This window comes from Luteimonas saliphila, assembly GCF_016774335.1.
GTDB lineage: Bacteria > Pseudomonadota > Gammaproteobacteria > Xanthomonadales > Xanthomonadaceae > Luteimonas > Luteimonas saliphila.
On the sequence record NZ_JAETWA010000045.1, the window covers coordinates 329,814 to 352,126 of the forward strand.

Annotated in this window: 19 protein-coding genes; 6 read left to right on the top strand and 13 right to left on the bottom strand. The window is 70.9% G+C overall.

The genetic code is table 11. From position 1 onward, the window contains the following. Nucleotides 1–37 precede the first annotated feature (37 nt). Both nhaC and JMO03_RS16870 read right to left on the bottom strand, forming a co-directional pair. A complete protein-coding gene (gene nhaC / locus JMO03_RS16865) occupies nt 38–1,540 on the bottom strand; it encodes a Na+/H+ antiporter NhaC (RefSeq protein ID WP_202844898.1) in 1,503 nt (500 codons plus the stop codon). After that, nucleotides 1,537–3,090: an alanine/glycine:cation symporter family protein gene (locus JMO03_RS16870; RefSeq protein WP_202844899.1), complete on the bottom strand. Its 1,554-nt coding sequence runs from the start codon at nt 3,088–3,090 to the stop codon at nt 1,537–1,539. The genes nhaC and JMO03_RS16870 overlap by 4 nt, the downstream gene beginning before the upstream one ends. A gap of 225 nt (nt 3,091–3,315) precedes the next feature. On the opposite strand from JMO03_RS16870, the gene JMO03_RS16875 reads away from it, so the two are divergent. Further along, the gene (locus JMO03_RS16875; RefSeq protein WP_238346246.1) at nt 3,316–3,870 is read left to right on the top strand and encodes an NUDIX hydrolase; all 555 of its coding nucleotides are present in this window, start codon (nt 3,316–3,318) and stop codon (nt 3,868–3,870) included. A gap of 189 nt (nt 3,871–4,059) precedes the next feature. On the opposite strand, the gene JMO03_RS16880 is transcribed toward JMO03_RS16875, so the two are convergent. Both JMO03_RS16880 and serA read right to left on the bottom strand, forming a co-directional pair. Beyond that, a complete protein-coding gene (locus JMO03_RS16880) occupies nt 4,060–4,743 on the bottom strand; it encodes an HAD family hydrolase (RefSeq protein ID WP_202844901.1) in 684 nt (227 codons plus the stop codon). Nucleotides 4,744–4,972: 229 nt separating this feature from the next. Beyond that, a complete protein-coding gene (serA, locus tag JMO03_RS16885; protein WP_202844902.1) occupies nt 4,973–6,214 on the bottom strand; it encodes a phosphoglycerate dehydrogenase in 1,242 nt (413 codons plus the stop codon). A 252-nt stretch (nt 6,215–6,466) separates the two neighbouring features. Here serA and JMO03_RS16890 point away from each other — a divergent pair, with 252 nt between their 5' ends. The 4 genes from JMO03_RS16890 (at nt 6,467) to JMO03_RS16905 (ending at nt 10,484) form a co-directional block, all read left to right on the top strand. Then, nucleotides 6,467–7,855: an FAD-binding oxidoreductase gene (locus JMO03_RS16890; RefSeq protein WP_202844903.1), complete on the top strand. Its 1,389-nt coding sequence runs from the start codon at nt 6,467–6,469 to the stop codon at nt 7,853–7,855. Continuing rightward, nucleotides 7,852–8,160 (top strand): hotdog fold thioesterase, encoded by a 309-nt coding sequence (locus tag JMO03_RS21225; RefSeq protein ID WP_202844904.1) that lies wholly within the window; start codon nt 7,852–7,854, stop codon nt 8,158–8,160. Before JMO03_RS16890 ends, JMO03_RS21225 begins: the two co-directional genes overlap by 4 nt. Nucleotides 8,161–8,356: 196 nt before the next feature. Continuing rightward, complete coding sequence (locus JMO03_RS16900) at nt 8,357–8,656, top strand: DUF2388 domain-containing protein (protein WP_202844905.1); 300 nt, start codon at nt 8,357–8,359, stop codon at nt 8,654–8,656. A gap of 10 nt (nt 8,657–8,666) precedes the next feature. Then, a complete protein-coding gene (locus JMO03_RS16905; RefSeq protein WP_337926440.1) occupies nt 8,667–10,484 on the top strand; it encodes a DUF7844 domain-containing protein in 1,818 nt (605 codons plus the stop codon). Nucleotides 10,485–10,547: 63 nt separating this feature from the next. On the opposite strand, the gene yeiP is transcribed toward JMO03_RS16905, so the two are convergent. The 7 genes from yeiP to JMO03_RS16940 all read right to left on the bottom strand — a co-directional run bounded on the left by yeiP (nt 10,548) and on the right by JMO03_RS16940 (nt 18,877). Then, nucleotides 10,548–11,114, bottom strand: a complete 567-nt coding sequence (gene yeiP / locus JMO03_RS16910; protein ID WP_202844906.1) for an elongation factor P-like protein YeiP — start codon at nt 11,112–11,114, stop codon at nt 10,548–10,550. Between the two features lie 165 nt (nt 11,115–11,279). Beyond that, the gene (locus JMO03_RS16915) at nt 11,280–12,050 is read right to left on the bottom strand and encodes an SDR family oxidoreductase (protein ID WP_202844907.1); all 771 of its coding nucleotides are present in this window, start codon (nt 12,048–12,050) and stop codon (nt 11,280–11,282) included. Nucleotides 12,051–12,189: 139 nt separating this feature from the next. Next, nucleotides 12,190–14,718 (bottom strand): sensor domain-containing protein, encoded by a 2,529-nt coding sequence (locus JMO03_RS16920; protein WP_238346247.1) that lies wholly within the window; start codon nt 14,716–14,718, stop codon nt 12,190–12,192. Between the two features lie 29 nt (nt 14,719–14,747). Further along, nucleotides 14,748–15,650: a hydroxymethylglutaryl-CoA lyase gene (locus JMO03_RS16925; RefSeq protein WP_425491859.1), complete on the bottom strand. Its 903-nt coding sequence runs from the start codon at nt 15,648–15,650 to the stop codon at nt 14,748–14,750. Nucleotide 15,651: 1 nt separating this feature from the next. Further along, the gene (locus JMO03_RS16930; RefSeq protein ID WP_202844909.1) at nt 15,652–17,655 is read right to left on the bottom strand and encodes an acetyl/propionyl/methylcrotonyl-CoA carboxylase subunit alpha; all 2,004 of its coding nucleotides are present in this window, start codon (nt 17,653–17,655) and stop codon (nt 15,652–15,654) included. Between the two features lie 43 nt (nt 17,656–17,698). Then, nucleotides 17,699–18,091, bottom strand: a complete 393-nt coding sequence (locus JMO03_RS16935; protein WP_202844942.1) for a VOC family protein — start codon at nt 18,089–18,091, stop codon at nt 17,699–17,701. A gap of 3 nt (nt 18,092–18,094) precedes the next feature. Continuing rightward, nucleotides 18,095–18,877, bottom strand: coding sequence for an enoyl-CoA hydratase-related protein (locus tag JMO03_RS16940; protein ID WP_202844910.1), 783 nt, complete (start codon nt 18,875–18,877; stop codon nt 18,095–18,097). 220 nt (nt 18,878–19,097) lie between these two features. Here JMO03_RS16940 and JMO03_RS16945 point away from each other — a divergent pair, with 220 nt between their 5' ends. After that, a complete protein-coding gene (locus tag JMO03_RS16945) occupies nt 19,098–21,050 on the top strand; it encodes a cytochrome c/FTR1 family iron permease (RefSeq protein ID WP_202844911.1) in 1,953 nt (650 codons plus the stop codon). Between the two features lie 179 nt (nt 21,051–21,229). On the opposite strand, the gene JMO03_RS16950 is transcribed toward JMO03_RS16945, so the two are convergent. Continuing rightward, nucleotides 21,230–21,610: a hypothetical protein gene (locus JMO03_RS16950; protein WP_202844912.1), complete on the bottom strand. Its 381-nt coding sequence runs from the start codon at nt 21,608–21,610 to the stop codon at nt 21,230–21,232. A gap of 7 nt (nt 21,611–21,617) precedes the next feature. Next, the gene (locus tag JMO03_RS16955) at nt 21,618–22,169 is read right to left on the bottom strand and encodes a bactofilin family protein (RefSeq protein ID WP_202844913.1); all 552 of its coding nucleotides are present in this window, start codon (nt 22,167–22,169) and stop codon (nt 21,618–21,620) included. Nucleotides 22,170–22,313 lie beyond the last annotated feature (144 nt).

Below are 22,313 nucleotides of genomic sequence, written 5' to 3' on the forward strand. Positions count from 1 at the left end.
CGAAAAAAGTGCGTCGTGTCGGGTGGCGCGGACGGGATCAGCCGCGGGGCGCGGGCGTGTCCGTCGCGGGTTGGGGAAGCGGCGGTGTGGCGTCGGCGGCCGGCAGCCGCAGGATCTTGAACCCGGCATAGGCCAGCACCAGCGCCACCAGCGGGCTGACCAGGTTGAAGAACGCGTAGGGCAGGTAATCCAGCGTGGCCACGCCGAGCGTGGCCGCCATGTAGGCGCCGCAGGTGTTCCACGGGATCAGCGGCGAGGTCATCGTGCCGGCGTCCTCGAGTGCGCGCGACAGGTTCACCGGGTCCAGCCCGCGCCTGCGGTACTCGGGCTGGAACAGGCGGCCGGTGAGCACGATCGACATGTACTGGTCGGCAGCGACGACGTTCGCGCCGAACGCGGTGGCCAGGGTCGAGGCGATCAGCGAGCCGGTCGAACGCGCGGCCTTGAGCACGCTGCGGATCATCCGTTCCAGCAGGCCGGTGCGCTCCATCACCGCGCCGAACCCCATCGCGCAGACGATCAGCCACACGGTGTTGAGCATGCTCGACATGCCGCCGCGGCTGAGCAGGTCGTCGAGCGCGGCATTGCCGGTGTCGGCCTGGTAGCCGTTGAACAGAGCGGTCCATGCGCCAGACAGCAGGGCCATCGGCCGCGACAGGCTCTCGTTGCCGGCCAGCGCGACGACCACGTCGGGCTGGAACACCACCGCGAACACCGCGCCCAGCAGCGCGCCGATCATGATCGTCGGGAACGCCGGGAATCGGCGGACCGCCAGCGCGAATACCACCAGCATCGGCAGCAGCAGGTACCAGCCCAGCGCGAACTGCGCTTCCAGCAGCGTCGGCAGGTCGCCGAACGCGGCGCCTTCCCCGGCACCGCCGCTACCGAGGCCGATCAGGGCGAACAGCACCAGCGCGATCGCGATGCTGGGCCCGGTGGTCCACACCATGTGCCGGATGTGCGCGAACAGCTCGCTGCCGGCCGCGGCCGGGGCGATGTTGGTGGTGTCCGACAGCGGCGACATCTTGTCGCCGAAGTAGGCGCCCGAGATGATCGCACCGGCGGTGATCGGCAGCGACATGTCGAGGCCCTGCGCGACGCCGATCAGCGCCACGCCCAGGGTGCCGGCCACGGTCCACGAACTGCCGATGGTCAGGGCCACGATCGCGCAGATCAGGCAGGTCGCGGGGTAGAAATATGCCGGATGCAGCAGCTTCATGCCGTAGACGATCATCGTCGGCACGGTGCCGCTGAGCACCCAGGTGCCGATCAGCGCGCCCACAGCCAGCAGGATGAAGATCGGCACCACGGCGATCGCAACGCCATGCACCAGCGCGTCCTGGATCTGGTCCCACGCAAGGCCGTTGCGCAGTCCGATGAGCGCGGCGATGCCGGCCGCCAGCAGCAGCGAGATCTGGTTGGCGCCGTAGGACGAGTCGTCGGCGTAGAGGTACACCGCCAGCCCGAGCGCGACCGCCAGGAACAGCAGTGGCGTCAGCGCCTGCAACAGCGACGGCTCGCGCACGGGACGTGCGTTCATGCGGCCTCCGGCATGCGCCGGTAGTTGCGGACCTCGCCGCGGCGCACCCGCGCAAGGTAATGTTCGACCTCGCGCCGCACCACCGGCGCCAGCAGGTACACGCCGATCAGGTTGGGCACCGACATCACCAGGATCATCGCATCGGAGAAATCCATCACCACGCCGAGGTTGGCCGAGGCGCCGATCACCACGAAGGCGCAGAACAGCAGCTTGTAGGCCAGCGCCACCGGGCGCGACTCGCCGAACAGGTAACAGGTCGCCTTCTCGCCGTAGTACGACCACGCCAGCATGGTCGAGAACGCGAACATCAGCACCGATACGGCCAGCAGGTACGGGAACCACGACAGCACCGAGGCGTAGGCCATCGAGGTCAGCTGCACGCCGTCGCCGACGCCCTCGACCTGGTACATGCCGGTGATCACGATCACCAGCGCGGTCATGGTGCAGATCACCACGGTGTCGATGAACGGCTCCCACAGCGCCACCAGCCCCTCGGAGGCCGGCTCGTTGGTGCGCGAGGCCGAATGCGCGATCGCCGCCGAGCCGACGCCCGCCTCGTTGGAGAACGCGGCGCGGCGGAACCCCTGGATCAGCACGCCGATGAAGCCGCCGTAGCCGGCTTCGGGCGTGAACGCGCCTTCGAAGATCGCGCGGAGGGCCGGCCCGACATTGCCGATGTCGGCGACGATGATGTACGCGCCGCAGGCGAAGTAGAGGAGCGCCATCACCGGCACCAGCTTGCCGGTCACCCGGGCGATCGATTTCAGCCCGCCGATGATGACCACCGCCACCAGCGCCGCCATCGCCAGGCCGAACAGCCAGCCCTTGTCGGCCAGCCAGCTGTCGGCGCCGCCGCTGACCTGGAGCAACTGCTGGAAGCTCTGGTTGGACTGGAACATGTTGCCGGCGCCGAGCGAGCCGCCGATGCAGCAGATCGAGAACACCACCGCCAGCGCCTTGCCCAGCCCGGCCAGCGACGGATGCTGCTCGGCGATGCCGCGGCTGAGGTAGTACATCGGCCCGCCGGAGACGGTGCCGTCCGCGTTGATGCGGCGGTACTTCACGCCCAGCGTGCATTCGGCGAACTTCGAGCTCATGCCGAGCAGCCCGGCCACGATCATCCAGAACGTCGCGCCCGGCCCGCCGATGCTGATGGCGATGGCGACCCCGGCGATGTTGCCCAGACCGACCGTGCCCGACAGCGCCGTGGCCAGCGCCTGGAAGTGGGTGACCTCGCCCGGATCGTCGGGGCGCGAGAAGTCGCCCCGGACCAGCCGGAAGCCCTGCGCGAAGCCGCGCAGGTTGATGAAGCGGAAGTACAGGGTGAAGGCGAGCGCCGCGACCAGCAGCCACAGCACCACGAACGGCAGACTGGCGCCGAAGCCGATCGGGACCGGGTGGAACACCAGCCAGGACACCGCATCGGCGACCGGCGCGAAAGCGTCGTTGATGGCCTGGTCGAGGCCGCCCGACGGGGCGGGGGCGGCCACCGCGGCCGCGGGAACCAGGGTGCCGGCGAGGGCTGCGGACGCGCGGCCTGCCACCCTCATGCGCGCGGCCCGCGGGACGCGGGACGCAGGATCGGGAGCTCCCGGCTGCGGGTGGCTTCGGAACGGCTGTGGCGCACGTGGATGCTCTTCCCCTGGTCTGGCTGCCGTCCCGGGACGGCTGGCGTACCTTGCCAAAGCGGGCCGGGGATCACAAGCCGGCCAGCGCCTGCGCCTGCCGCGGGTCGCGCTAGACTGCGCCGCCCGGCCAGCATGGCGCATCGCAGCATGTCCGAACCCGACCCTACCGCGGCGCTGGCCGCCGCCTTCGCGCGCTACGCCGCCGCCTGGCCCGCGGAACGGGCCGACGCCGCGGGGTTCGCGGCCCTGCTCGAAGATGCCGCCGATCCTTTCGAGCGCACGCGCCTGGCCGGCCATTTCACCGCGTCCGCCTGGCTGGTCGACCGCTCGCGCCAGCGGGTGCTGCTGACCCATCACCGCAAGCTCGGCCTGTGGCTGCAGCTCGGTGGCCATGCCGACGGCGATCGCGACCTGGCGCGCGTCGCGCTGCGCGAGGCGGAGGAGGAGTCGGGTTTGTGCGGGCTGCGGGTGGAGCCGGGGATCTTCGACCTGGACCGTCACCACATTCCCGCGCATGGCGACGTGCCGGGGCACTGGCATTACGACGTGCGCTACGTGGTCCACGCCGGTCCAAGCGAGGATTTCGTGGTCAGCGCGGAGTCGCACGCGCTGGCGTGGCGCGAGATCCACGAAATCGCCGACGACGCCGACGCGGATGCTTCCCTGCGCCGCATGGCGCGCAAGTGGCTCGCATTGCCGTAGGAGCGCCTTCAGGCGCGATCGCCGGCCACCCGCGGCAGGCGCGTCGTCGGATGCGGCCGGCGTGTGCCGGCGCCTGCGGTGCATGGGGCAGCGGCAGGTCGGCCCGGCGCTCGCAGGAAGGTGGTCGCGCCTGAAGGCGCTCCTACGAACGATCGAGGGTGGTTTGCGGGCGACGGGAACGACCGGCTTTCAGCGCCTCACGGCGACCTCGTCGACGTGGCGCAGCAGGTCGGCCGGGTCGTCGTAGACGCGGAACGCGCCGGAGCGCTCCAGCTCCTCGCGGCCGTAGCCGCCCGAGAGCAGGCCGACGCCGAGCGCGCGGGCGCGCTGCGCGGCGAGCATGTCCCAGATGCTGTCGCCGATCACGAGCGAGTGCCCGATGTCGACACCGAGCCGGTCGGCCGCGGCGAGGAACAGGTCCGGATCGGGCTTGGCGTAGCGCACCTGGTCGCGGGTGACCACGGGCACCTTGGCCGGATCCACGCCCAGCGCGGCGATGTTCGGCGCCGCGGTTTCCATGCGGCCGCTGGTCGCGATCGCCCAGGGAATGGCTTCGGCGGTGAGGAAGGCGAGCAGCTCGGTCGCGCCGGGCAGCGGCCGGATCGCACCGGCGGCGGCCTGGCGGTTGTAGGCCTCCGCGTGCCAGCCGCGCAGGCGTTCCAGGCGCTCGTCGGTGATGTCCAGGCCGGTCTCGCGCAGCAGGATGTTGGTGAACAGCCCGCCGCTCATGCCGATCTTGCGGTGGATGCGCCAGACCGACAGGTCGACGCCCTCGCGGTCGAGCGCTTCCTTCCACGCCAGCACGTGCTGGTAAACGCTGTCGACGAGGGTGCCGTCGAGATCGAACAGGAAGGCGGTGGAGCTGCGGGGCATGACGGTGTCCTCTCGGGCGTAGGCGTCATGGTGCGCCGGTTGTCGCCCCGGCAGTGCGATGACGCATCAGGGTGTCATTCGAATGCAGCGGGAAGCGCTTCGCAACGGCGACGGCGGTCAATCTGCCCTTTCCGGCAAATTCACGAGATTCCTCACTGCGTTCGGAATGACAGGGGTGGCTGCTCAGAATGACAGGAGTGACTGCGTTCGGAATGACAGGGGTGAGGCGTCAGTACAACACCCGCGTGCGCAGCGTGCCCTCGATCTCGTTCAGCGCCGCACGCAATCGCGAGGTGATCTCCGGCGTGGAGGCGATGTCGATCACCACGTAGCCGACCTTGGCGTCGGTACGCAGGAACTGGCCGTCGATGTTCACGCCCTCGCGCGAGAACAGCTCGTTGATCCGCGACAGCACGCCCGGCACGTTGCGATGGATGTGCAGGATGCGGTGGCTGCCGGCGTGCTCGGGCAGGGTGACCTCGGGGAAGTTGACCGCCGACAGGGTGCTGCCGTTGTCGCTGTAGCGCACCAGCTTGGCGGCGACCTCGGTGCCGATGTTGTCCTGCGCCTCGAGCGTGCTGCCGCCGACGTGCGGCGTCAGGATCACGTTGTCGAACTTCACCAGCGGCGATTCGAAGCGGTCGTCGTTGCCCTTGGGCTCGACCGGGAACACGTCCACCGCCGCGCCGCCGACGTGGCCCGACTCCAGTGCAGCGGCCAGCGCGTCGATGTCCACCACCGTGCCGCGAGAGGCGTTGATCAGGTGCGCGCCCGGCTTCATCCGCGCGATCTGCGCGGCGCCGAACATCATCTGCGTGGAGGGGGTTTCGGGCACGTGCAGGGTCACGATGTCCGAACGCTCCAGCAGGTCGTCCAGGCCCGCGGCCGCCCGCGCGTTGCCGAGCGAGAGCTTGGCCTCGATGTCGTGGAACAGCACCTGCATGCCCAGCGATTCGGCCAGCACGCCGACCTGGGTGCCGATGTGGCCGTAGCCGACGATGCCCAGGGTCTTGCCGCGCACCTCGTGGCTGCCCAACGCCGACTTGCTCCAGCCGCCGCGATGGCATTCGGCGTTCTTGAGCGGGATGCCGCGCATCAGCATGATCGCTTCGGCCACCACCAGTTCGGCGACGCTGCGGGTGTTGGAATAGGGCGCGTTGAACACCGGCACCCCGGCCAGCTCCGCGGCGTCCAGGTCGACCTGGTTGGTACCGATGCAGAAGCAGCCGATCGTGAGCAGCTTGCGCGCCTCGGCCAGCACCTCGGCGGTGAGCTGGGTGCGCGAGCGGATGCCGACGATGTGCGCGCCGGCGATCTTCCGCTTCAGCTCTTCGCCGGCCAGCGACTTCGGCAGCACTTCCACCTGCTCGTAGCCCGCGGCCCGGAACACCTCGACCGCGCTCCGGCTGATGCCTTCGAACAGCACCACGCGGATGTCCTGCTTCGGAAACGAGGTCTTCAGGGGCGTCATGCGCGGGGATCCGGGGCGTCGTGGAGAGGCGAGCGTTGCATTATCCCAGATGCGCCTGACGTTTACTGCGCTGCGAGCGCGCGCTTTGCCGTGCTGCGCGGAACAGCGATGGCGATGGGACGGAACACTGGCGACATCGCTTAGGTTGCGGAGGAAACGAACCCGCCGTCGCACGCACCGCTCGATGCCTGGCGCTGGACGCATCCGGTCGCGGCTGGCACGCTGGCGTTCCCTTCGTCGCCTTCCTCCAAGATGACCGACCCGCGCCTGGCCGCGCTCTCGCGGTCGCTGCCGCAGTTGCGCCTGCTCACCGATGCCGCCGACCTGGAACACTACGGTCGCGACTGGACCCGGCGCTGGACGCCCGCGCCGCTGGCGATCGCGCTGCCGTCGACGGTGGAGGAGGTGCAGTCGATCGTGCGCTGGGCGCGCGGGTCCGGTGTGGCGATCGTGCCGTCGGGCGGCCGTACCGGCCTGTCCGGTGGCGCGGTGGCGGCCAACGGCGAGCTCGTGCTCAGCCTCGAGCGCATGAACCGGGCGCTGGGCTTCGATCCGGTCGATCGCACACTCACGGTCCAGGCCGGCATGCCGCTGCAGGCCGTGCACGACGCGGCCCGGGAGCACGGCCTGGTGTATCCGGTCGATTTCGCCGCGCGCGGCTCGTGCACCATCGGCGGCAACATCGCCACCAATGCCGGCGGCATCCGCGTGATCCGCTACGGCAACACCCGCGAATGGGTGGCGGGCCTGAAGCTGGTCGATGGACGCGGCGAACTGCTCGACCTCGGCCGCGGCCTGGTCAAGAACTCCAGCGGCTACGACCTGCGCCACCTTGCCGTGGCCTCGGAGGGCACGCTCGGCATCATCGTCGAAGCGACCCTGCGGCTCACCGATCCGCCGCCGCCGACCAGCGTGATGCTGCTGGCGCTGCCGGATTTCGACGCGCTGATGCGGGTGTTCGAAACCCTGCGCGCGAAGCTGCGCCTGGAGGCGTTCGAGTTCTTCACCGACCGTGCCCTGCACCACGTGCTGGCCCATGGCGCGCAGAAGCCGTTCGACGAGGTGCACGCCTATTACGTGGTGGTGGAGTTCGCGGCCGGCGAGGCGGAGCAGGGGGCCGCACTGTCGGCGTTCGAATACTGCCTCGGTGAGGGCTGGGTGCTCGACGGTGTGATCAGCCAGAGCGACGCGCAGGCCGCCCAGCTGTGGCGGCTGCGCGAGGGCATCACCGAGGCGCTCGCGAAGCACGTGCCCTACAAGAACGACGTCTCGGTGCGGATCTCGGCGATGCCGGCCTTCCTCGCCGAGACCCAGGCGCTGCTGGGGCGCGAGTACCCGCACTTCGACGTGGTCTGGTTCGGCCACATCGGCGACGGCAACCTGCACATCAACGTGCTCAAGCCCGAGGCGATGACGCAGGCGGATTTCGTGGCCGAGTGCGAGCGGGTGACCAAGCTGCTGGCCGATGCCCTGCAGCGCCATGGCGGCAGCATTTCGGCTGAGCACGGCATCGGCCTGGTCAAGAAGCCCTACCTGTCCTCGACTCGGAGCGCGGCGGAAATCGCGCTGATGCGCGGCATCCGGCGGGTGCTCGACCCCGACGGTCTGATGAACCCCGGCAAGCTGTTCGACGAGCCGTGACCCGGGACACCGAGCAACTGGTCGCGTTCGCGCGGGGGATCTTCGAGACGCAACCGTTCACCCGCCTGCTCGGCGCCACCCTGGTGCGGGCCTCGGCCGAAGACACCGAGATCCGGCTGCCGCTGCGCGACGAGCTGCTGCAGCAGCACGGCGGCGTGCTGGCCTACCTGGCGGACAACGCCATCACCTTCGCCGGCGGCATGGCGTTGGGCGTCAATGCGCTGACCTCCGAGTTCAAGATCAACTACCTGCGACCGGCCACCGGCGCGATGCTGATCGCGCGCGCGGGGGCGGTCGCGGCCTGACAGCGGCAGGCGGTGTGCCGGTGCGAGGTGCAAGCGCTGCGCGAGGATGCGCTGGTGCTGTGTGCGATCGCGCAGGGCACGGTGGTGCCGGCCGCGTAGACGCAGTGACCTTCGCCGTCGCGGCCCGGCAAGCGTTCAGCCGCGGCCGGCGTCGGCGCGATATTCTGCGGGCCGGAATCCCGCCCGGTAAGCCACGATGAAGCGCTGTTTGCTGATGTTGCTGTTGACGGTGTCCGCCGCACCGGCCCTGGCCGGCAGTTTCGCCGGAACCACCGGTGGCGCGTCGTCGGCCGGGTCGTCCGCGTCGTCCGGCAGCACGTCCGGCAACGACAAGGTGGTGCTGGGCGCGCGCGACGATGCGGCGATGTTCGTCGCCAGCGACGGCGCGATCCGTGGCGCGCGGCTCGAGTCGGCGCTGCGCCACCTGCGCGAGCGCGATCCCGGCAGCCGTGCCGCCAGCGACCTGCAGCTCGCGCTGGCGATCCTCGCCTACTGATCGCGGTTGCGTGCGAGGCCGGGTCCGCTGCTGCCTGCTGGCGGGCCTGCTGGCCTGCGCGGCGCAGGCGCCCGCGTCGCTGCGCCTGGAGATCGATCCCGCCGGGCTTTCCGTCGACGAGCTGGGTGCGACACGCGAACTGGCCGACCAGGCGCTCGACGCGCTCCCGCCGGCGTTCCACCAGCGTCTCGACCGGACCGTCGTCCTGCGCTGGCGCGACGATCTGCCGCAACGGGTACATGGGCGCACGCGCAACGGGCGTGTCGGCCTCCGGCGTTCGCTGCTCGATGGCTGGATGGCGCGCGACGTCGCCGCCGGACGCGTGGACCCTTCTGCGCGCGCGGCGCTCGCGGCGCTCGTGCACGAGCTCGCCCACGTCTACGACCGTTCGCCGGGCGGCGGCCTGTCGCGCGATCCGCGCCTGCTCGACCTCGCCGGCTGGCCGGTGCGACCGCTGCGCCTGGGCCTGCGCGCGTCGCGCAACGACCTGCGCGACCGCAGTCCCGATGGCTACGAGCTGCATTCGCCGGCCGAGTTCGTCGCGGTGAACCTCGAGCATTTCCTGCTCGATCCCGGATACGCCTGTCGCCGGCCCGCATTGCACGCGCATCTCGCCGCGCATTTCGCCTCTGGCGCGCACGTCGGTGCGCAGGAATGCGCGCAGGCGTCGCCGTTCGTCGCCGCGGCCGACGACGGCGCCGCACTGCGGCTGCTCGACATCGATCCGTCGCGCATCCACACCATCGACTACCTGTTCGCGGAAGCCAACGAGCGTCCGATGAGCCGCTGGGGCCACAGCATGCTGAGGCTGGTGGTGTGCGCGCCGGGGCGGCCGCGCGGCCCGGACTGCCGGTTCGACCTCCAGTACCACGTCGTGCTCTCGTTCCGCGCCTTCGTCGACGACGTGCAGATTTCCAGCTGGCGGGGGTTGACCGGCTCATATCCGTCGCGGCTGTTCGTGCTGCCGCTGGCGCAGGTGGTGGACGAGTACACCAAGGTGGAGCTGCGCGGATTGCGGTCGATCCCGCTGCGGCTGGACGAGGGCGAGATCGCCGGCCTGCTCGAACGCGCCGCGCAGGTGCACTGGAGTTACGACGGAAGCTACTTCTTCGTCGGCAACAACTGCGCGGTCGAGACCTGGAAGCTGCTCAACGACGGCGTGCCGCGGCTGTCGCGGGCGCGGCTGCGCAGCATCACGCCGACCGGACTGCTGCGGCGCCTGCGGCGCGAGGGCATCGCCGATGCCTCGGTGCTGGACGATTCCGCGGCGGCGCTGCGCGACGGCTACCGGTTCGAGTCGCTGGCGGGGTACTTCGCGGATCTGTTCGCGGTCGCCGACGCGCGGATCGGCCTGCCGGTCGGTGATGCGCAGGCGTGGTTCGAGCTGGACCCGGCCGCGCGCGCGCCCTGGCTCGAACGTGGCGATCTGCGCGCCGCCGCGGCGCTGCTGGTGCTCGAGCAGGCGGCGCTGCGGCGCGAGGAGGCACAGGGGCGCGAGGCGCTGAAGCAGCGCTTCCTGCGTGGCGACGGCGACCTGTCCGGCGCTACCGACGCATTGCGCGAACTGCTGGGCGACGGCGCCTACGCCGGGCGGCCCGCGGCTCTGTTGCCGGCAGGTTACGGGCTTCCGCAACGTGACGAACGCGCGGTGCTGGCCACCGCCGTGGCCGAAGACGATGCACGGTTGCGCAGCCTGCGCGACGGCCTCCAGGCGCGTGCACGCAGGTGGCTGCCGGCGCCGCAGCGCCGCAGGCTGGAACGGACCGAGGCGAACCTCGCCCTGGTCGGCGGGCATCTGCGCCGGCTGGCGGGGACCGGGTCGCCGTAGACCCTGGCGCGGCGGGGCGCCGGATGCGCCAGTGGAGGCCGGCGATCGACCGGGGGGGCGATTTCAGTCCGCGCGGCCGCCGAATTCGCCGGTGGTGGTGTTCACCAGCACGCGTTCGCCGGTGACGATGTACTCCGGCACCATGATCTCCAGGCCGGTGTTGAGCGTCGCCGGCTTGGGGCGCTTGGTCGCGGTGCCGCCCTTGAGTTCCGGCGGCGTCTCGACCACTTCCAGGGTCACGTGCTGCGGCAACTGCAGCGCGACCGGCTGCTCGTCGATGATCTGCACGTAGCTGCCGCTGAGCCCTTCGGTGATGTAGCCGGCATCGTCGCCGACGACCTCCGCATCGAGCGTGTAGGGCGTGTAGTCCTCGTCGTCGAGGAACACGAAGGCGTCGCCATCCTTGTACGAGAACGTCGCCTGCCGGCGCTGCAGCTCGACCTCGGTCAGGCTGTCGTCGCCATCGAAGCTGGCATCGAGCTTGTTGCCGCCCGGCACGCTGTACATGATGAAGCGGAAGCGCACGTTGCCGCCGCGCCCCTGCGGCGAACTGCGTTCGATGTCGCGCACCTGGTAGACGGTGCCGTTGTGTTCGACGACGTTACCTTTCTTGATGTCGTAGGCTTTCATTGGGAGGCTGGGATTGGGGATTGGGGAGGCGAAAAAGGAAGAGGTTGTCATTCCGAGCGTAGCGAGGAATCTGCAAACCGTCGCGCGAATTCCTTCAGATCTTCTGCGCGCGCGTCGATGCGGCGCGGGATCCCTCGCTGCGTTCGGGATGACCGCCTGCGGCGGTCACTTTGGGGCCAGCCGCACCGCGCCGTCGAGGCGGATGGTCTCGCCGTTGAGGTAGCGGTTGCCGACGATATAGGCGACCAGGTCGGCGAACTCCTCCGGGCGGCCGAGGCGCGAGGGGAAGGGAATCGAGGCCGAGAGCGACTGCTGCACCTCGTCCGGCATGCCGTCGACCATCGGCGTCCAGAAGATGCCCGGCGCGATGGTGTTCACGCGGATGCCGAAACGCGCCAGCTCGCGCGCCATCGGCAGGGTCATGGCGACCACGCCGCCCTTGGACGCGGAATACGCCGCCTGTCCGATCTGGCCCTCGTACGCGGCGACGGACGCGGTGTTGACGATCACACCGCGTTCGCCGTCGTCGCCGGCCTCGTTGTGCTGCATGGCCGTGGCCGCGGCCTTGGCCAGGTTGAAGCTGCCGACCAGGTTGACCATCACCGTGTTCGAGAACTGCTGCAACGGCATCGGCGCCTCGCGGCCGAGCACGCGCCCGGCGCCGAGGATACCGGCGCAGTTCACCGCCACGTTCAGTCCGCCGAGGAACTCCTTCGCCGCGGCCACGCTCGCGACCACGCCGTCCTCGCTGGCGACGTCGGTGCGGATGTACCGGGCGTTCGCCGCGCCGAACTTCGCCACCGCGGCGGCGCCCTTGTCGTCGTTGACGTCGAACAGCGCGACCTTGCCGCCGTCGGCGAGGATGCGCTGGGCCACGGCCAGGCCGAGGCCGGAGACGCCGCCGCTGACGACGGCGCGGACGGAAGCGGAGTGCATGGCGGGTTCCCGCGTCGGAAAGCGCGCATTTTACCGCGCCTTCCGCCATGGGCGCGCGGACAGGCCTTCGCGCGGCAACGTGGTGGCACACGGTTCCGCCCACGCGGATGGCCGCCGGCCGTCACGCCGCGTGCCGGGTTCAGTGCGGCGGCGCGACGCGGCGGGCGAATTCGTCGGGCGGCAACCCGGGCGCGAACAGGAAGCCCTGGCCAACGGGCACGCCCAGTTCCAGCATGAAGCGGCGTTGCGCCTCCGACTCGATGCCCTCGGCCACGAGCCCCAGGCCCAGGCTGCGGGCGATGCCGGCCACCGCCTGGCAGACCGCCACGTCGGAATGGTTGCCGGGCACGCCCTCGACGAACAGCTGGCTGAGCTTGAGCCCGTGGATCGGCAGCCGCCGCAGGTAGTTCAGCGCGCTGTAACCCTCGCCGAAATCGTCGATGGTCAGGATCATGCCCATCTCGCGCAGCGCGGCGAAGGTGCGCAGGGTGTCGGGCGCATCCTCGATCAGCACGCGTTCGGTGAACTCGAGCTCCAGCGCCGACCCGGGCAGGCCGTGCTCGTCGAGGGCCTCGCGGATGGTGTGGGCCAGGTCCTCGACCAGGAACTGGCGATACGAGACGTTGACCGCGACGCGGATGATGCCGAGCCCGGCATCGCGCCACTCGGCCACCTGGCGACAGGCTTCGCGCAGCACCCAGCCGCCGATGCGGACGATGTCGCCGGTAGTTTCGGCGTGGCCGATGAAATGGTCCGGCCGCATCTCGCCGAGCTGGTGGTTCTGCCAGCGGATCAGCGCCTCGGCGGCGACCGTGGCGCCGTTGCGCAGGTCGACCTGCGGCTGGTAGACGAGCCGGAACTCGTCGTTGTCGGCGGCGCGGCGCAGGTGGGTTTCCATGCGCAGGCGGTTCTGCTGCGACTGCGCCAGCTCCGGGGTGAACGCCTGGCGACCGTTACGGATCCGGCGCTTGCTGTCGTACATCGCCGCGTCGGCGTTCTGGATCAGCACCTGCGGCCGCTCGCCGTCGCGCGGCGAGCGCGCGATGCCGATGCTGGCGGTGATCGCGAACTCCTCCTTCTCGAAGCGGAAGCTCTCGGAGAACGCGCCGAGGATGGCGTCGGCGATGCGCTCGGGCCGCGGCTCGTCGTCGGCGGTATTGCAGATCACCAGGAACTCGTCGCCGCCGAAGCGCGCGATCAGGCCTTCGGTGCCGGCGGCGCGGGTGATGCGCCGCGCCGCGGCGTTGAGCAGTTCGTCGCCCGCGGCATGGCCGAGCACATCGTTGACCATCTTGAACCGGTCGAGGTCGATGTAGAGCACCGCGATGCCGCCGTGCAGCGGGTCGCGCATGCGGGTGTCGAGTTCGTGCAGCATCGCGTCGCGGTTGAGCAGGCCGGTGAGCGGATCGGTGCGCGCGCGGATGCGCAGGGTTTCCTGCTCCTGCTTGCGTTCGGTGATGTCCTGCAGGGTGCCGGTGATGCTGGTGCCCTCGGAGCGGTTGATCTCGGCCTCGCCGATGATCCGCAGCCACAACGGGCTGCCGTCGGCGTGCGTGCCCTGCACTTCGAGGTCGATCGGGCGGTTTGCGGAGATGGCGCGCTGCAGGGCCGCATCCAGGCGCACGCAGTCGGCCTGCGAGAGCGCTGCGAGCAGGTCGCCGATCGTCTGCATCTCGCGCCCGCCGAGGATCCGCAGCGCCTCGTCGGTCATGTACAGCGCGTCGCGGTCGACCTCCCATTCCCAGCCGCCGATGTGGGCCAGCGACTGGGCGCGGTCGAACAGCGCGCTGTCGCGCTTGAGCTGGGTGACGTCGCTGAAGAACGACAGCACCTGCACCGGCTTGCGCCCGCCCGGCGCGAACAGCGGCACACTGCTCACCGACAGCCAGCGCAGGCGCCGCTCGGGGCGATGGTAGAGGCCCAGCACCCGGCTTTCGGTGGCCTTGCCGGTGCGCAGGGTGTCCGCAGGCGGCAGGTCGCCCACCGTGATCGGACGGCCGCCCTCGTCGACCATCGCCCAGTCGCAGGGGCGCAGGTACTCCTGGAAATCGTGGTGCTCGTCGGCGCCGAGGATGCGCATGGCCGCGGCGTTGGCCTGCACCAGCCGGCCGTGGTCGTCGAGCACCAGCACGCCCTTGTCGATCACCTCCAGCAACTGGCCGTAGCGCAGTTCGGCCACGCGCCGAGCGCTCAGGTCGCGCGCCACCGCCACCACGCAGCGGCGCCCGTCGTGGGTGAACCCGGCCGAATGCACCTCCACCGGGAAGCGGGTGCCGTCGCCGCGCATGTTGGCGACCTCGATCACGTAGGTCTCGCCGCGGTTGAGGGTTTCCAGCACCGGCCGCATGTGGTCCTTGGGCAGGTCCGGGTTGAGCACTTCGATCGGCTGGCCGACGATCTCCTCGCGCGGGCGACGGTAGGCGGCCAGGCCGGCCTTGTTGAGGTCGAGCACGATGCCGCTTTCGTCGAGGATGCTGACCGGATCGGGGACCGCGTCGAACAGGGCGTGGTAGCGCAGCCGCGCGGCCTCGGCGTCGCTGCTGGCGGCGCGCAGGGCGTCTCGGGCGCGCGCGAACAGGTCGCGGGCCGCGGTCGGCAGCGCCAGGTCGCGGCAGGCCGCCTCCAGCGAGGCCACGATCTGCGCCGTCCCGTCGTTGGCGGGGGGCATCGCGGCCTCGTCCGGCAGCGGCCGAGACGTCATCCGGCCGCCGCCAGGGCCCGGCCGGCCTTGCTGCCGGTCTCGCGGCCGAGCAGTCCCGCCAGCCAGCGGCCGGTGTCGGCGAGTTGCGGAAGGTCGATGCCGGTCTCGATGCCCATGCCATGGAGCATATACACGACATCCTCGCTGGCGACATTACCGGATGCGCCCTTTGCGTAGGGACAGCCGCCGGTGCCGGCGACGGCGCTGTCGACCACCGCCACGCCTTCCTCCAGGCAGGCCAGGATGTTGGCCAGGGCCTGACCCCAGGTGTCGTGGAAATGTACCGCCAGCGCCGCCATCGGCACCTCCGCGGCGACCGTGCGCAGCATCGCGCGCGCACTGCCGGGCGTTCCCACGCCGATGGTGTCGCCGAGCGAGACCTCGTAGCAGCCCATCGCGTGCAGCGCCTTCGCCACCCGCACCACGTCGCCGAGCGGCACCGCGCCCTGGTAGGGACAGCCGAGCACGGTCGAAACATAGCCGCGCACCCGCACGCCGTCGTCGCGCGCGCGCTCGAGCACCGGCACGAAGCGCTGCAGCGATTCGTCGATGCCGGCGTTGGTGTTGCGGCGGTTGAACGCCTCCGACGCGGCGGTGAACACGGCGACTTCGCTCGCGCCCGCGGCGCGCGCACGTTCGTAGCCCCGCAGGTTCGGCACCAGCACCGGATAGGCGATGCCGGGGCGGCGGTCGATGCCGGCGAACACCTCGGCCGCGTCGGCCAGCTGCGGCACCCATTTCGGGCTGACGAAGCTGGTCGCCTCGATGGTCTGCAGGCCGGTCGCGGACAGGCGGTCGATCAGCTCGATCTTGGCCGCGGTCGGTACCTGCGCGGGCTCGTTCTGCAGGCCGTCGCGCGGGCCGACCTCGACGATGCGTACGCGCGCGGGCAGGGCCATGTCAGTCCTCCAGCACGACCAGGACGCTGTCGGCCTCGACGAAATCGCCGGCCGCCGCGCGCAGTTCGCCGACCGTGCCGGCGCGCGGCGCCCTCAGCGCCAGCTCCATCTTCATCGCCTCGATCACCGCCAGTTCCTGCCCCTGTTCGACCTTGTCGCCGGCGGCGACGCGGATTGCGACCACGCGACCGGGCATCGGCGCGCGCACACGGTCGTCGCCGGCCTCCTGGCCCGACGCCTCGTGGCGGTACATCGCCAGCGGGCGCAGCGAGAGCCGACGTTGCCCGTCGTGCACGTCGATCCGCCCGGGCTGCGGCGACACGCGGAAGCGACGACCCCTGCCGTCAATACGCAGGGAGAGCGCGTGCTCGGACAGGCGCGCGCCCGCGATGTCCGCCAGGCGGCTGCCGTGCGCGATGCGGTAGCGGCCGCCATCGCCCTGCGCCAGCAGCTCGATCCGCTCGTCGCGGTGCTGGAAGGCCAGCGGCCGTTGCCCGGCGTGGCCGAGGCGCCAGCCGTCGGCGATCGCCCAGGGCGAGGTCGGATCGCCGGACTGCGCTGCGCCTTCGCGCTGCACCTGTTCCTGCTGCAACAACGCCACGGTCGCGGCCGCGAGCAGCAGGTCGCCGCCGGCCGCGTCGTCGGCGGGGACGCCGATGAATTCGTCGAGGTGACGGTCGAGGTAGCCGGTATCGATCCGGCCCTCGACCACCGCCGGATGCCGTACCAGCGCTTCCAGGAAGGGAATGTTGGATTTCGGCCCCTCGATCGCGCAGGCCGCGAGCGCCTCGCGCAGGCGGGCGAGGGCGGCGGGCCGGTCGCGATCGTGCACGATCAGCTTGGCGATCATCGGGTCGTAGAAGATCGTGACCGTATCGCCCTCGACCACGCCGGAGTCGATGCGCACGTGCGCGGACGACGCCGGCAGTTCCAACCGCTCCAGCCGGCCCGAGCCGGGCAGGAAGCCGGCGTCGGGATCCTCCGCGTACAGGCGCACCTCGATGGCGTGGCCGCGCTGCGGCACCGCGTCCTGCGCCAGCGGCAGCGGGTCCCCCGCGGCCACCCGCAGTTGCCATTCGACCAGGTCCAGGCCCGTGGTCATCTCGGTGACGGGGTGTTCCACCTGCAGGCGGGTATTGATCTCCATGAAGTAGAAGTGGCCGTCGGGGTCGACGATGAACTCCACGGTGCCGGCGTTCGCATACCCGATCGCGCGCCCCGCCAGTACCGCGGCCTCGCCCATCGCGGCGCGCAGTGCCGGCGTCAGGAACGGCGAGGGCGATTCCTCCAGCACCTTCTGGTAGCGCCGCTGCGCCGAGCATTCGCGCTCGTTGAGATGGATCACGTTGCCATGGGCGTCGCCGAAGACCTGGATCTCGATGTGGCGCGGCGACTCGATGTAGCGCTCCAGCAGCACGCGGTCGCGGCCGAAGGCATTGGCGGCTTCGCGCTGGCAGCTTTCCAGGTTCGGGATGAACTCCTCGAGCGCGCGCACGATGCGCATGCCCTTGCCGCCGCCGCCGTGCGCGGCCTTGATCATCAGCGGGAAGCCGATGCGCGCCGCCTCGCGGGCGAGCGTGGCCGGCGACTGGTCCTGCCCGGTGTAGCCCGGCACCACCGGCACGCCCGCGGCGTGCATCAGGTCCTTGGCGCCGGCCTTGCTGCCCATCGCCCGCATCGACGACGCCTTCGGGCCGATGAAGACCAGGCCCGCCGCTTCCACCGCATCGGCGAACTCGGCGTTCTCGCTGAGGAAGCCGTAGCCCGGGTGGATCGCCTGCGCGCCGCTTCGGCGCGCCGCCTCGAGGATCGCATCGGCGCGCAGGTAGCTCTCCGCCGGCCGCGGACCGCCGATCGGCCAGGCCTCGTCGGCGAGGCGCACGTGCTGGGCGTCGGCATCGGCCTCGGAGAACACGGCCACGGTGCGCACGCCCAGCCTGCGCGCGGTGCGGATCACGCGGCAGGCGATTTCGCCGCGGTTGGCGATCAGGATCTTCGAGAACATCTGCGGGGTCCTGGTGACGTTCCTGCGGGTTCGGGCCGGGATGTCATTCCGGACGGTGGCACACGGCCTCGATGTTGTGTCCGTCCGGATCCAGCACGAACGCGCCGTAGTAGTGTTCATGGTAGTGCGGGCGCAGGCCCGGCGCGCCATTGTCCCGGCCGCCGGCGGCGAGTGCGGCCGCATGGAACGCATCCACCTGCGCGCGACTCCGCGCGCGGAAGGCGACATGCGTATGCACGCCGGGCGCGCCGTCGTCGCCGAACCAGAAGAACGGCTCGTCGCCGCTGCCGAACCCGGCGGCGCCGTTGCCGCCGGTCGCTTCCGGCGTCATTTCCATCAGCAACGTGATGTCCAACGGGGCGAGCGCCTGGCGATAGAACCCCAGGCTGCGGGCATAGTCGGACACGGAGACACCGACGTGGTCGAGCATGGGCAGGCCTCAGGCAGTCCAGTGCGGGGGGCGTTTGTCGAGGAAGGCGGACAGGCCCTCCTGTCCCTCCGGGGACACGCGCAGCTTCGCGATCAGCGTGGCATTGGCGGCATCGAGCGCGTCGCGGTCGCCGGTGGCCAGCACGCCGCGCACCAGCGACTTGGCGGCGGCCGCGGCGAGCGGCCCGGCCTTGAGCAGCAGCGACAGCTGGCGCTCGACCGCGGCGTCCAGCGCATCGGCGGGCACCACCTCGTGCAGCAGTCCGATCCGCAGCGCCTGCGCCGCGTCGAACACCTCGGCGGTGGCGAACCAGCGCCGCGCCTGGCGCGGGCCGATCGCGGCGACCACGTAGGGCGAGATCACCGCCGGCAACAGGCCCAGCCGGCTTTCGGTCAGGCCGAACTTCGCTTCCGGCACGCCGATCGCGATGTCGCAGCAGGCGACTAGGCCGACCCCGCCGCCGAACGCGGCGCCATGCACCCGGGCGATCGTCGGCTTCGGCAACTCGTCCAGCGTGCGCATCAGGCGGGCGAGGGCGAGGGCGTCCTCGCGGTTCGCCGCCTCGCTGGCGGCGGCCATGCCGCGCATCCAGTTGAGGTCGGCGCCGGCGGAGAACGACGCGCCAGCGCCTTCCAGCACGACGACCCTGACCTGGGCGTCAGCGGCGGCAGCGGCCAAGGCGTCGGTGAGCAGCGCGATCAGGCCGGCGTCGAAGGCGTTGTGGAGCTCGGGCCGTTCCAGGCGCAGCCGCAGCACGGCGCCGGTGCGGTGGGTCGACAGCGGTTCCGGCATGGCGTGATCCGCGAATCCTGGCAGGGGCCGCATGATAGCGGCAGGGGCGCAATGGCGCGGGTCGTCGCGAGAGCAACGCCGGGTTCGTACCGGCCCGGCGGCATGCATGTCGCATGGATGCCGCCAGCCGGACCCGCCCAGCGCTCCTGTCCGGAGACCGGAGGCGCGCACGACACGCAGGGTGCGTTAAACTGGATGAGACACATTCTCATGCGCATCCATGTCCCCACGAATCGTGCTGGCGGCCCTGCTCGCCGTCGTCCTGTCCTGTGCCCACGCTTTCCAGCCGGCCTTCGCCTCCGATGCCGCCGTCGCCACCACCTGGCGGCTGCTCGACTACATCGCGGTGGACTATCGTGAAGCCGTGGCGGACGGCGAAGTCGTCAACAAGCTCGAGTACGACGAGATGCTGGAATTCTCGGCCACGGCGGCCGAGGCGATCGACGCGCTTCCCGCCACGCCCGCGGAAGGCCGGCTGCAGCAGGAGGCCGCGGCCCTGCAGCAGGCCATCGAGGCCAGGGCCCCGCCCGACCAGGTCGCGACCCGCGCGCGCGCCCTGGCGGCCCTGCTGGTGGAGGCGCACCCGATCCCGCTGATGCCGGCGCAGGCGCCGCGACATGCGCGCGGCGAGGTCCTGTACGCGCAACTGTGCGCCAGTTGCCACGGCGCCGGCGGCGCCGGCGACGGTCCGGCGAGCCAGGGGATGGACCCGCCGCCGATCGATTTCACCGATCGCGCGCGGGCCGACGAACGCAGCGTGTTCGCGCTCTACCAGGTGATCGACCAGGGCCTGGAAGGCACCACGATGGTCAGCTACAACGGGTTGCCGGTCGAGGACCGCTGGGCGCTGGCCACCTACGTGGGGGCGATCGCGTACCCGGCCTCCGCTGCCGATGCCGGGCGGCAGCGGCTGGAGCGGGACCCCGCGCTGCGGGCGACCCTCGATTTCGAGCGCTACATCAACGCCACGCCCGCGGACCTGGCGAGGGAGCTGGGGTCGGCGCAGGATGCCGCGGCGATCGTGGCCTACCTGCGGCGGCATCCGGATGCGGTGCAGGGCGGGGCGCAGGCGCATGAGCCGGGTTCATCGCTGGCCGCGTCGCGCCGGCTGCTGGCCGAGTCCATGGCCGCTTACCGGGAGGGCGACGTGAAACGGGCGAGGGACCTGGCGCTGTCCGCGTATCTCGACGGGTTCGAGCCGGTCGAGCCGCTGCTCGCGGCCCGCGACACGCCGTTGATGGCGAAGATCGAGGCGGCGATGGCGCGCGTGCGCTCGGGGATCGCCGCCAACGCGGAGGCCGGCGCGCTGCAGGCCGAGGTCGACGCGCTGGACGGCCTGTTCGGCCAGGCCGAGCAGGTACTGGCGCGGCAGGGCAGTTCTGCCGCCGCCGGATTCGTCGCCGCGTTCACCATCCTGCTGCGCGAAGGCCTGGAGGCGTTGCTGATCGTGGTGGCGATCATCGCGCTGCTGCGCAAGGCCGGGCGGACCGAGATGCTGCCCTGGGTCCACGGCGGGTGGGCATCGGCGCTGGGTGCGGGCGTGCTGACCTGGGCGCTGGCCACCTGGGTCATCACCATCAGCGGCGCCAGTCGCGAACTGTCGGAAGGCTTCGGCTCGCTGCTCGCGGCGATCGTGCTGGTGTGGGTGGGCATCTGGATGCACGGCAAGAGCCGCGCCGAGGCCTGGCAGGCCTATGTGCGCGACCGGCTCGGCCGCGCGCTCGGCATGGGCTCGGGACTGTTCCTGCTTGGGCTGGTGTTCGTGGTCGTGTACCGCGAGGTCTTCGAGACGATCCTGTTCTTCGCCGCGATCTGGAACGAGGGCAACCAGGGCGCCGTGATCGCTGGCGCGGTCGTCGCGTCGCTGGTGCTGGTGGCGATCGGCTGGGCGATGATGCGCTACAGCCGCACCCTGCCCATCGGCCGGTTCTTCCGCTACAGCGCGCTGCTGATCGCGGCATTGGCCGTGGTGCTGATCGGCAAGGCGGTCTCGGCCCTGCAGGAGGCCGGAACCCTGCCGGTCAGCTGGATCGACGGCGCGCCACGGGTGGCGTGGCTGGGGATTTCGCCGACGGTCGAAGGCCTCGCGGCCCAGGCGGTCATCGCCCTGGTGCTGGCGATCGGGTTCGTGCTGGCCAGCCGGTCGGGACGCCGGGCGGAAGCGGCCTCCTGACATCGTCGATCCCGGCGTGGACCGGGGTCGATCGGTACGGATGCCGGTTGGCTTCGTCGTCGGACGAGCGACTGCTGGCTCCGTCAGTCTTCCGCCGAGCGTTCGGGATGCGCTCGGCGCCAGCCGGCGGCACTCGACCCGTGCCGCCGTGCCTTCAGGCAGGACAGGGGCAGCCCGGCTCAGTGGCGCGTGCCGCGCTTGCCGGGCTTGCGCATGTCGCTGGTCGGGGTGACCTGGACCGAGAGGTTGAAGGTGCGTTCCTCGCCCGCCAGCATCGCGCCGACGCCGACCACGTGCCGGGCGAGCTCGTTGCCCTCGTCGTCGCGTACCGTGAGCAGCACCGAGTATTCCCAGGCGCCGCCCTCGGACGGATGCCGGATCATGCCCTCGACCTGCAGTGCGGTGGTGCTGGGCTGGGGCGCGCCGGGCCCCGTGCGCGGGGCATCGAAGCGTAGGTAATGCTTGCACGAGGGACAGATGCTCGCGCTTTCGAGGATCGTCGTCTTGCAGTGCGGGCAGGTGCGCGTGGCACCTGCCGTACCCGGCTTCGGGGTGCTCACGTCGCGCTCAGGACGCGACTTCGCGCAGCTCCGTGGCCTCGGCCTTGCCGTTCTTGCGCGGGGCCACGGTCTCGGACGCATCCCAGCCGCATTCGACATGGCCACGGATCTTGGAGCCGGCGGCCACGGTCAGCGAGCCGGCCTTGACGTCGCCGGTCAGGATCGCCGAATCCATCAGCTCGACCCGCGCGGCGGATTCGATGTTGCCGTCGAGCTCGCCGGCCACCACCACCTGCTTGGCCTTGACCCCGCCGGTGAGCTTGGCGCCGTTTTCGATGCGCAGGTTGCCCTGCACGTTGACGTCGCCCTTGAACTTGCCGGCGATGCGGACGTGGCCGCTGCCCTCGATCTTGCCCTCGATGGTCAGGTCGGCGGCGATCAGCGATTCCTTGGCCGAGGTATCGGCCTGCACGGCGGGGCGGGGCGGCGCGACCTGGCTCGGATTGAAGTCGGCGACGGCGGGCGTCTCGCGAGGCGGGGTCGCGGGCGGGGCGTCGGAGGCGAAGGACGGCTGGTCCTTCTTGGCGGGGGCGTTGTTCTGCGGGCTGAAGATGGCCATGTCGCGGTTCCTCGGGGGCTGGGCAGGAAGTGACCGGCGCGCGCCGGCCTAACGGGGGAATGAGCCTTGGAGCCTAGCACGTGCACACTACCTTCACACTGTGACGCGGCTCACCGAATCCGTTCCCCGGCAACGACTTGGCGC

Coding starts and splice junctions, on each gene's coding strand:
- JMO03_RS16930 (WP_202844909.1), bottom strand. CDS start 17,655: ATGTTCTCGAAGATCCTGATCGCCAACCGCGGCGAAATCGCCTGCCGC.
- JMO03_RS16880 (WP_202844901.1), bottom strand. CDS start 4,743: ATGCCCCGCAGCTCCACCGCCTTCCTGTTCGATCTCGACGGCACCCTC.
- yeiP (WP_202844906.1), bottom strand. CDS start 11,114: ATGAAAGCCTACGACATCAAGAAAGGTAACGTCGTCGAACACAACGGC.
- JMO03_RS16920 (WP_238346247.1), bottom strand. CDS start 14,718: ATGCCCCCCGCCAACGACGGGACGGCGCAGATCGTGGCCTCGCTGGAG.
- nhaC (WP_202844898.1), bottom strand. CDS start 1,540: ATGAACGCACGTCCCGTGCGCGAGCCGTCGCTGTTGCAGGCGCTGACG.
- JMO03_RS16900 (WP_202844905.1), top strand. CDS start 8,357: ATGAAGCGCTGTTTGCTGATGTTGCTGTTGACGGTGTCCGCCGCACCG.
- JMO03_RS16915 (WP_202844907.1), bottom strand. CDS start 12,050: ATGCACTCCGCTTCCGTCCGCGCCGTCGTCAGCGGCGGCGTCTCCGGC.
- JMO03_RS16925 (WP_425491859.1), bottom strand. CDS start 15,650: ATGGCCCTGCCCGCGCGCGTACGCATCGTCGAGGTCGGCCCGCGCGAC.
- serA (WP_202844902.1), bottom strand. CDS start 6,214: ATGACGCCCCTGAAGACCTCGTTTCCGAAGCAGGACATCCGCGTGGTG.
- JMO03_RS16945 (WP_202844911.1), top strand. CDS start 19,098: ATGTCCCCACGAATCGTGCTGGCGGCCCTGCTCGCCGTCGTCCTGTCC.
- JMO03_RS16875 (WP_238346246.1), top strand. CDS start 3,316: ATGTCCGAACCCGACCCTACCGCGGCGCTGGCCGCCGCCTTCGCGCGC.
- JMO03_RS16955 (WP_202844913.1), bottom strand. CDS start 22,169: ATGGCCATCTTCAGCCCGCAGAACAACGCCCCCGCCAAGAAGGACCAG.
- JMO03_RS16890 (WP_202844903.1), top strand. CDS start 6,467: ATGACCGACCCGCGCCTGGCCGCGCTCTCGCGGTCGCTGCCGCAGTTG.
- JMO03_RS16870 (WP_202844899.1), bottom strand. CDS start 3,090: ATGAGGGTGGCAGGCCGCGCGTCCGCAGCCCTCGCCGGCACCCTGGTT.
- JMO03_RS16940 (WP_202844910.1), bottom strand. CDS start 18,877: ATGCCGGAACCGCTGTCGACCCACCGCACCGGCGCCGTGCTGCGGCTG.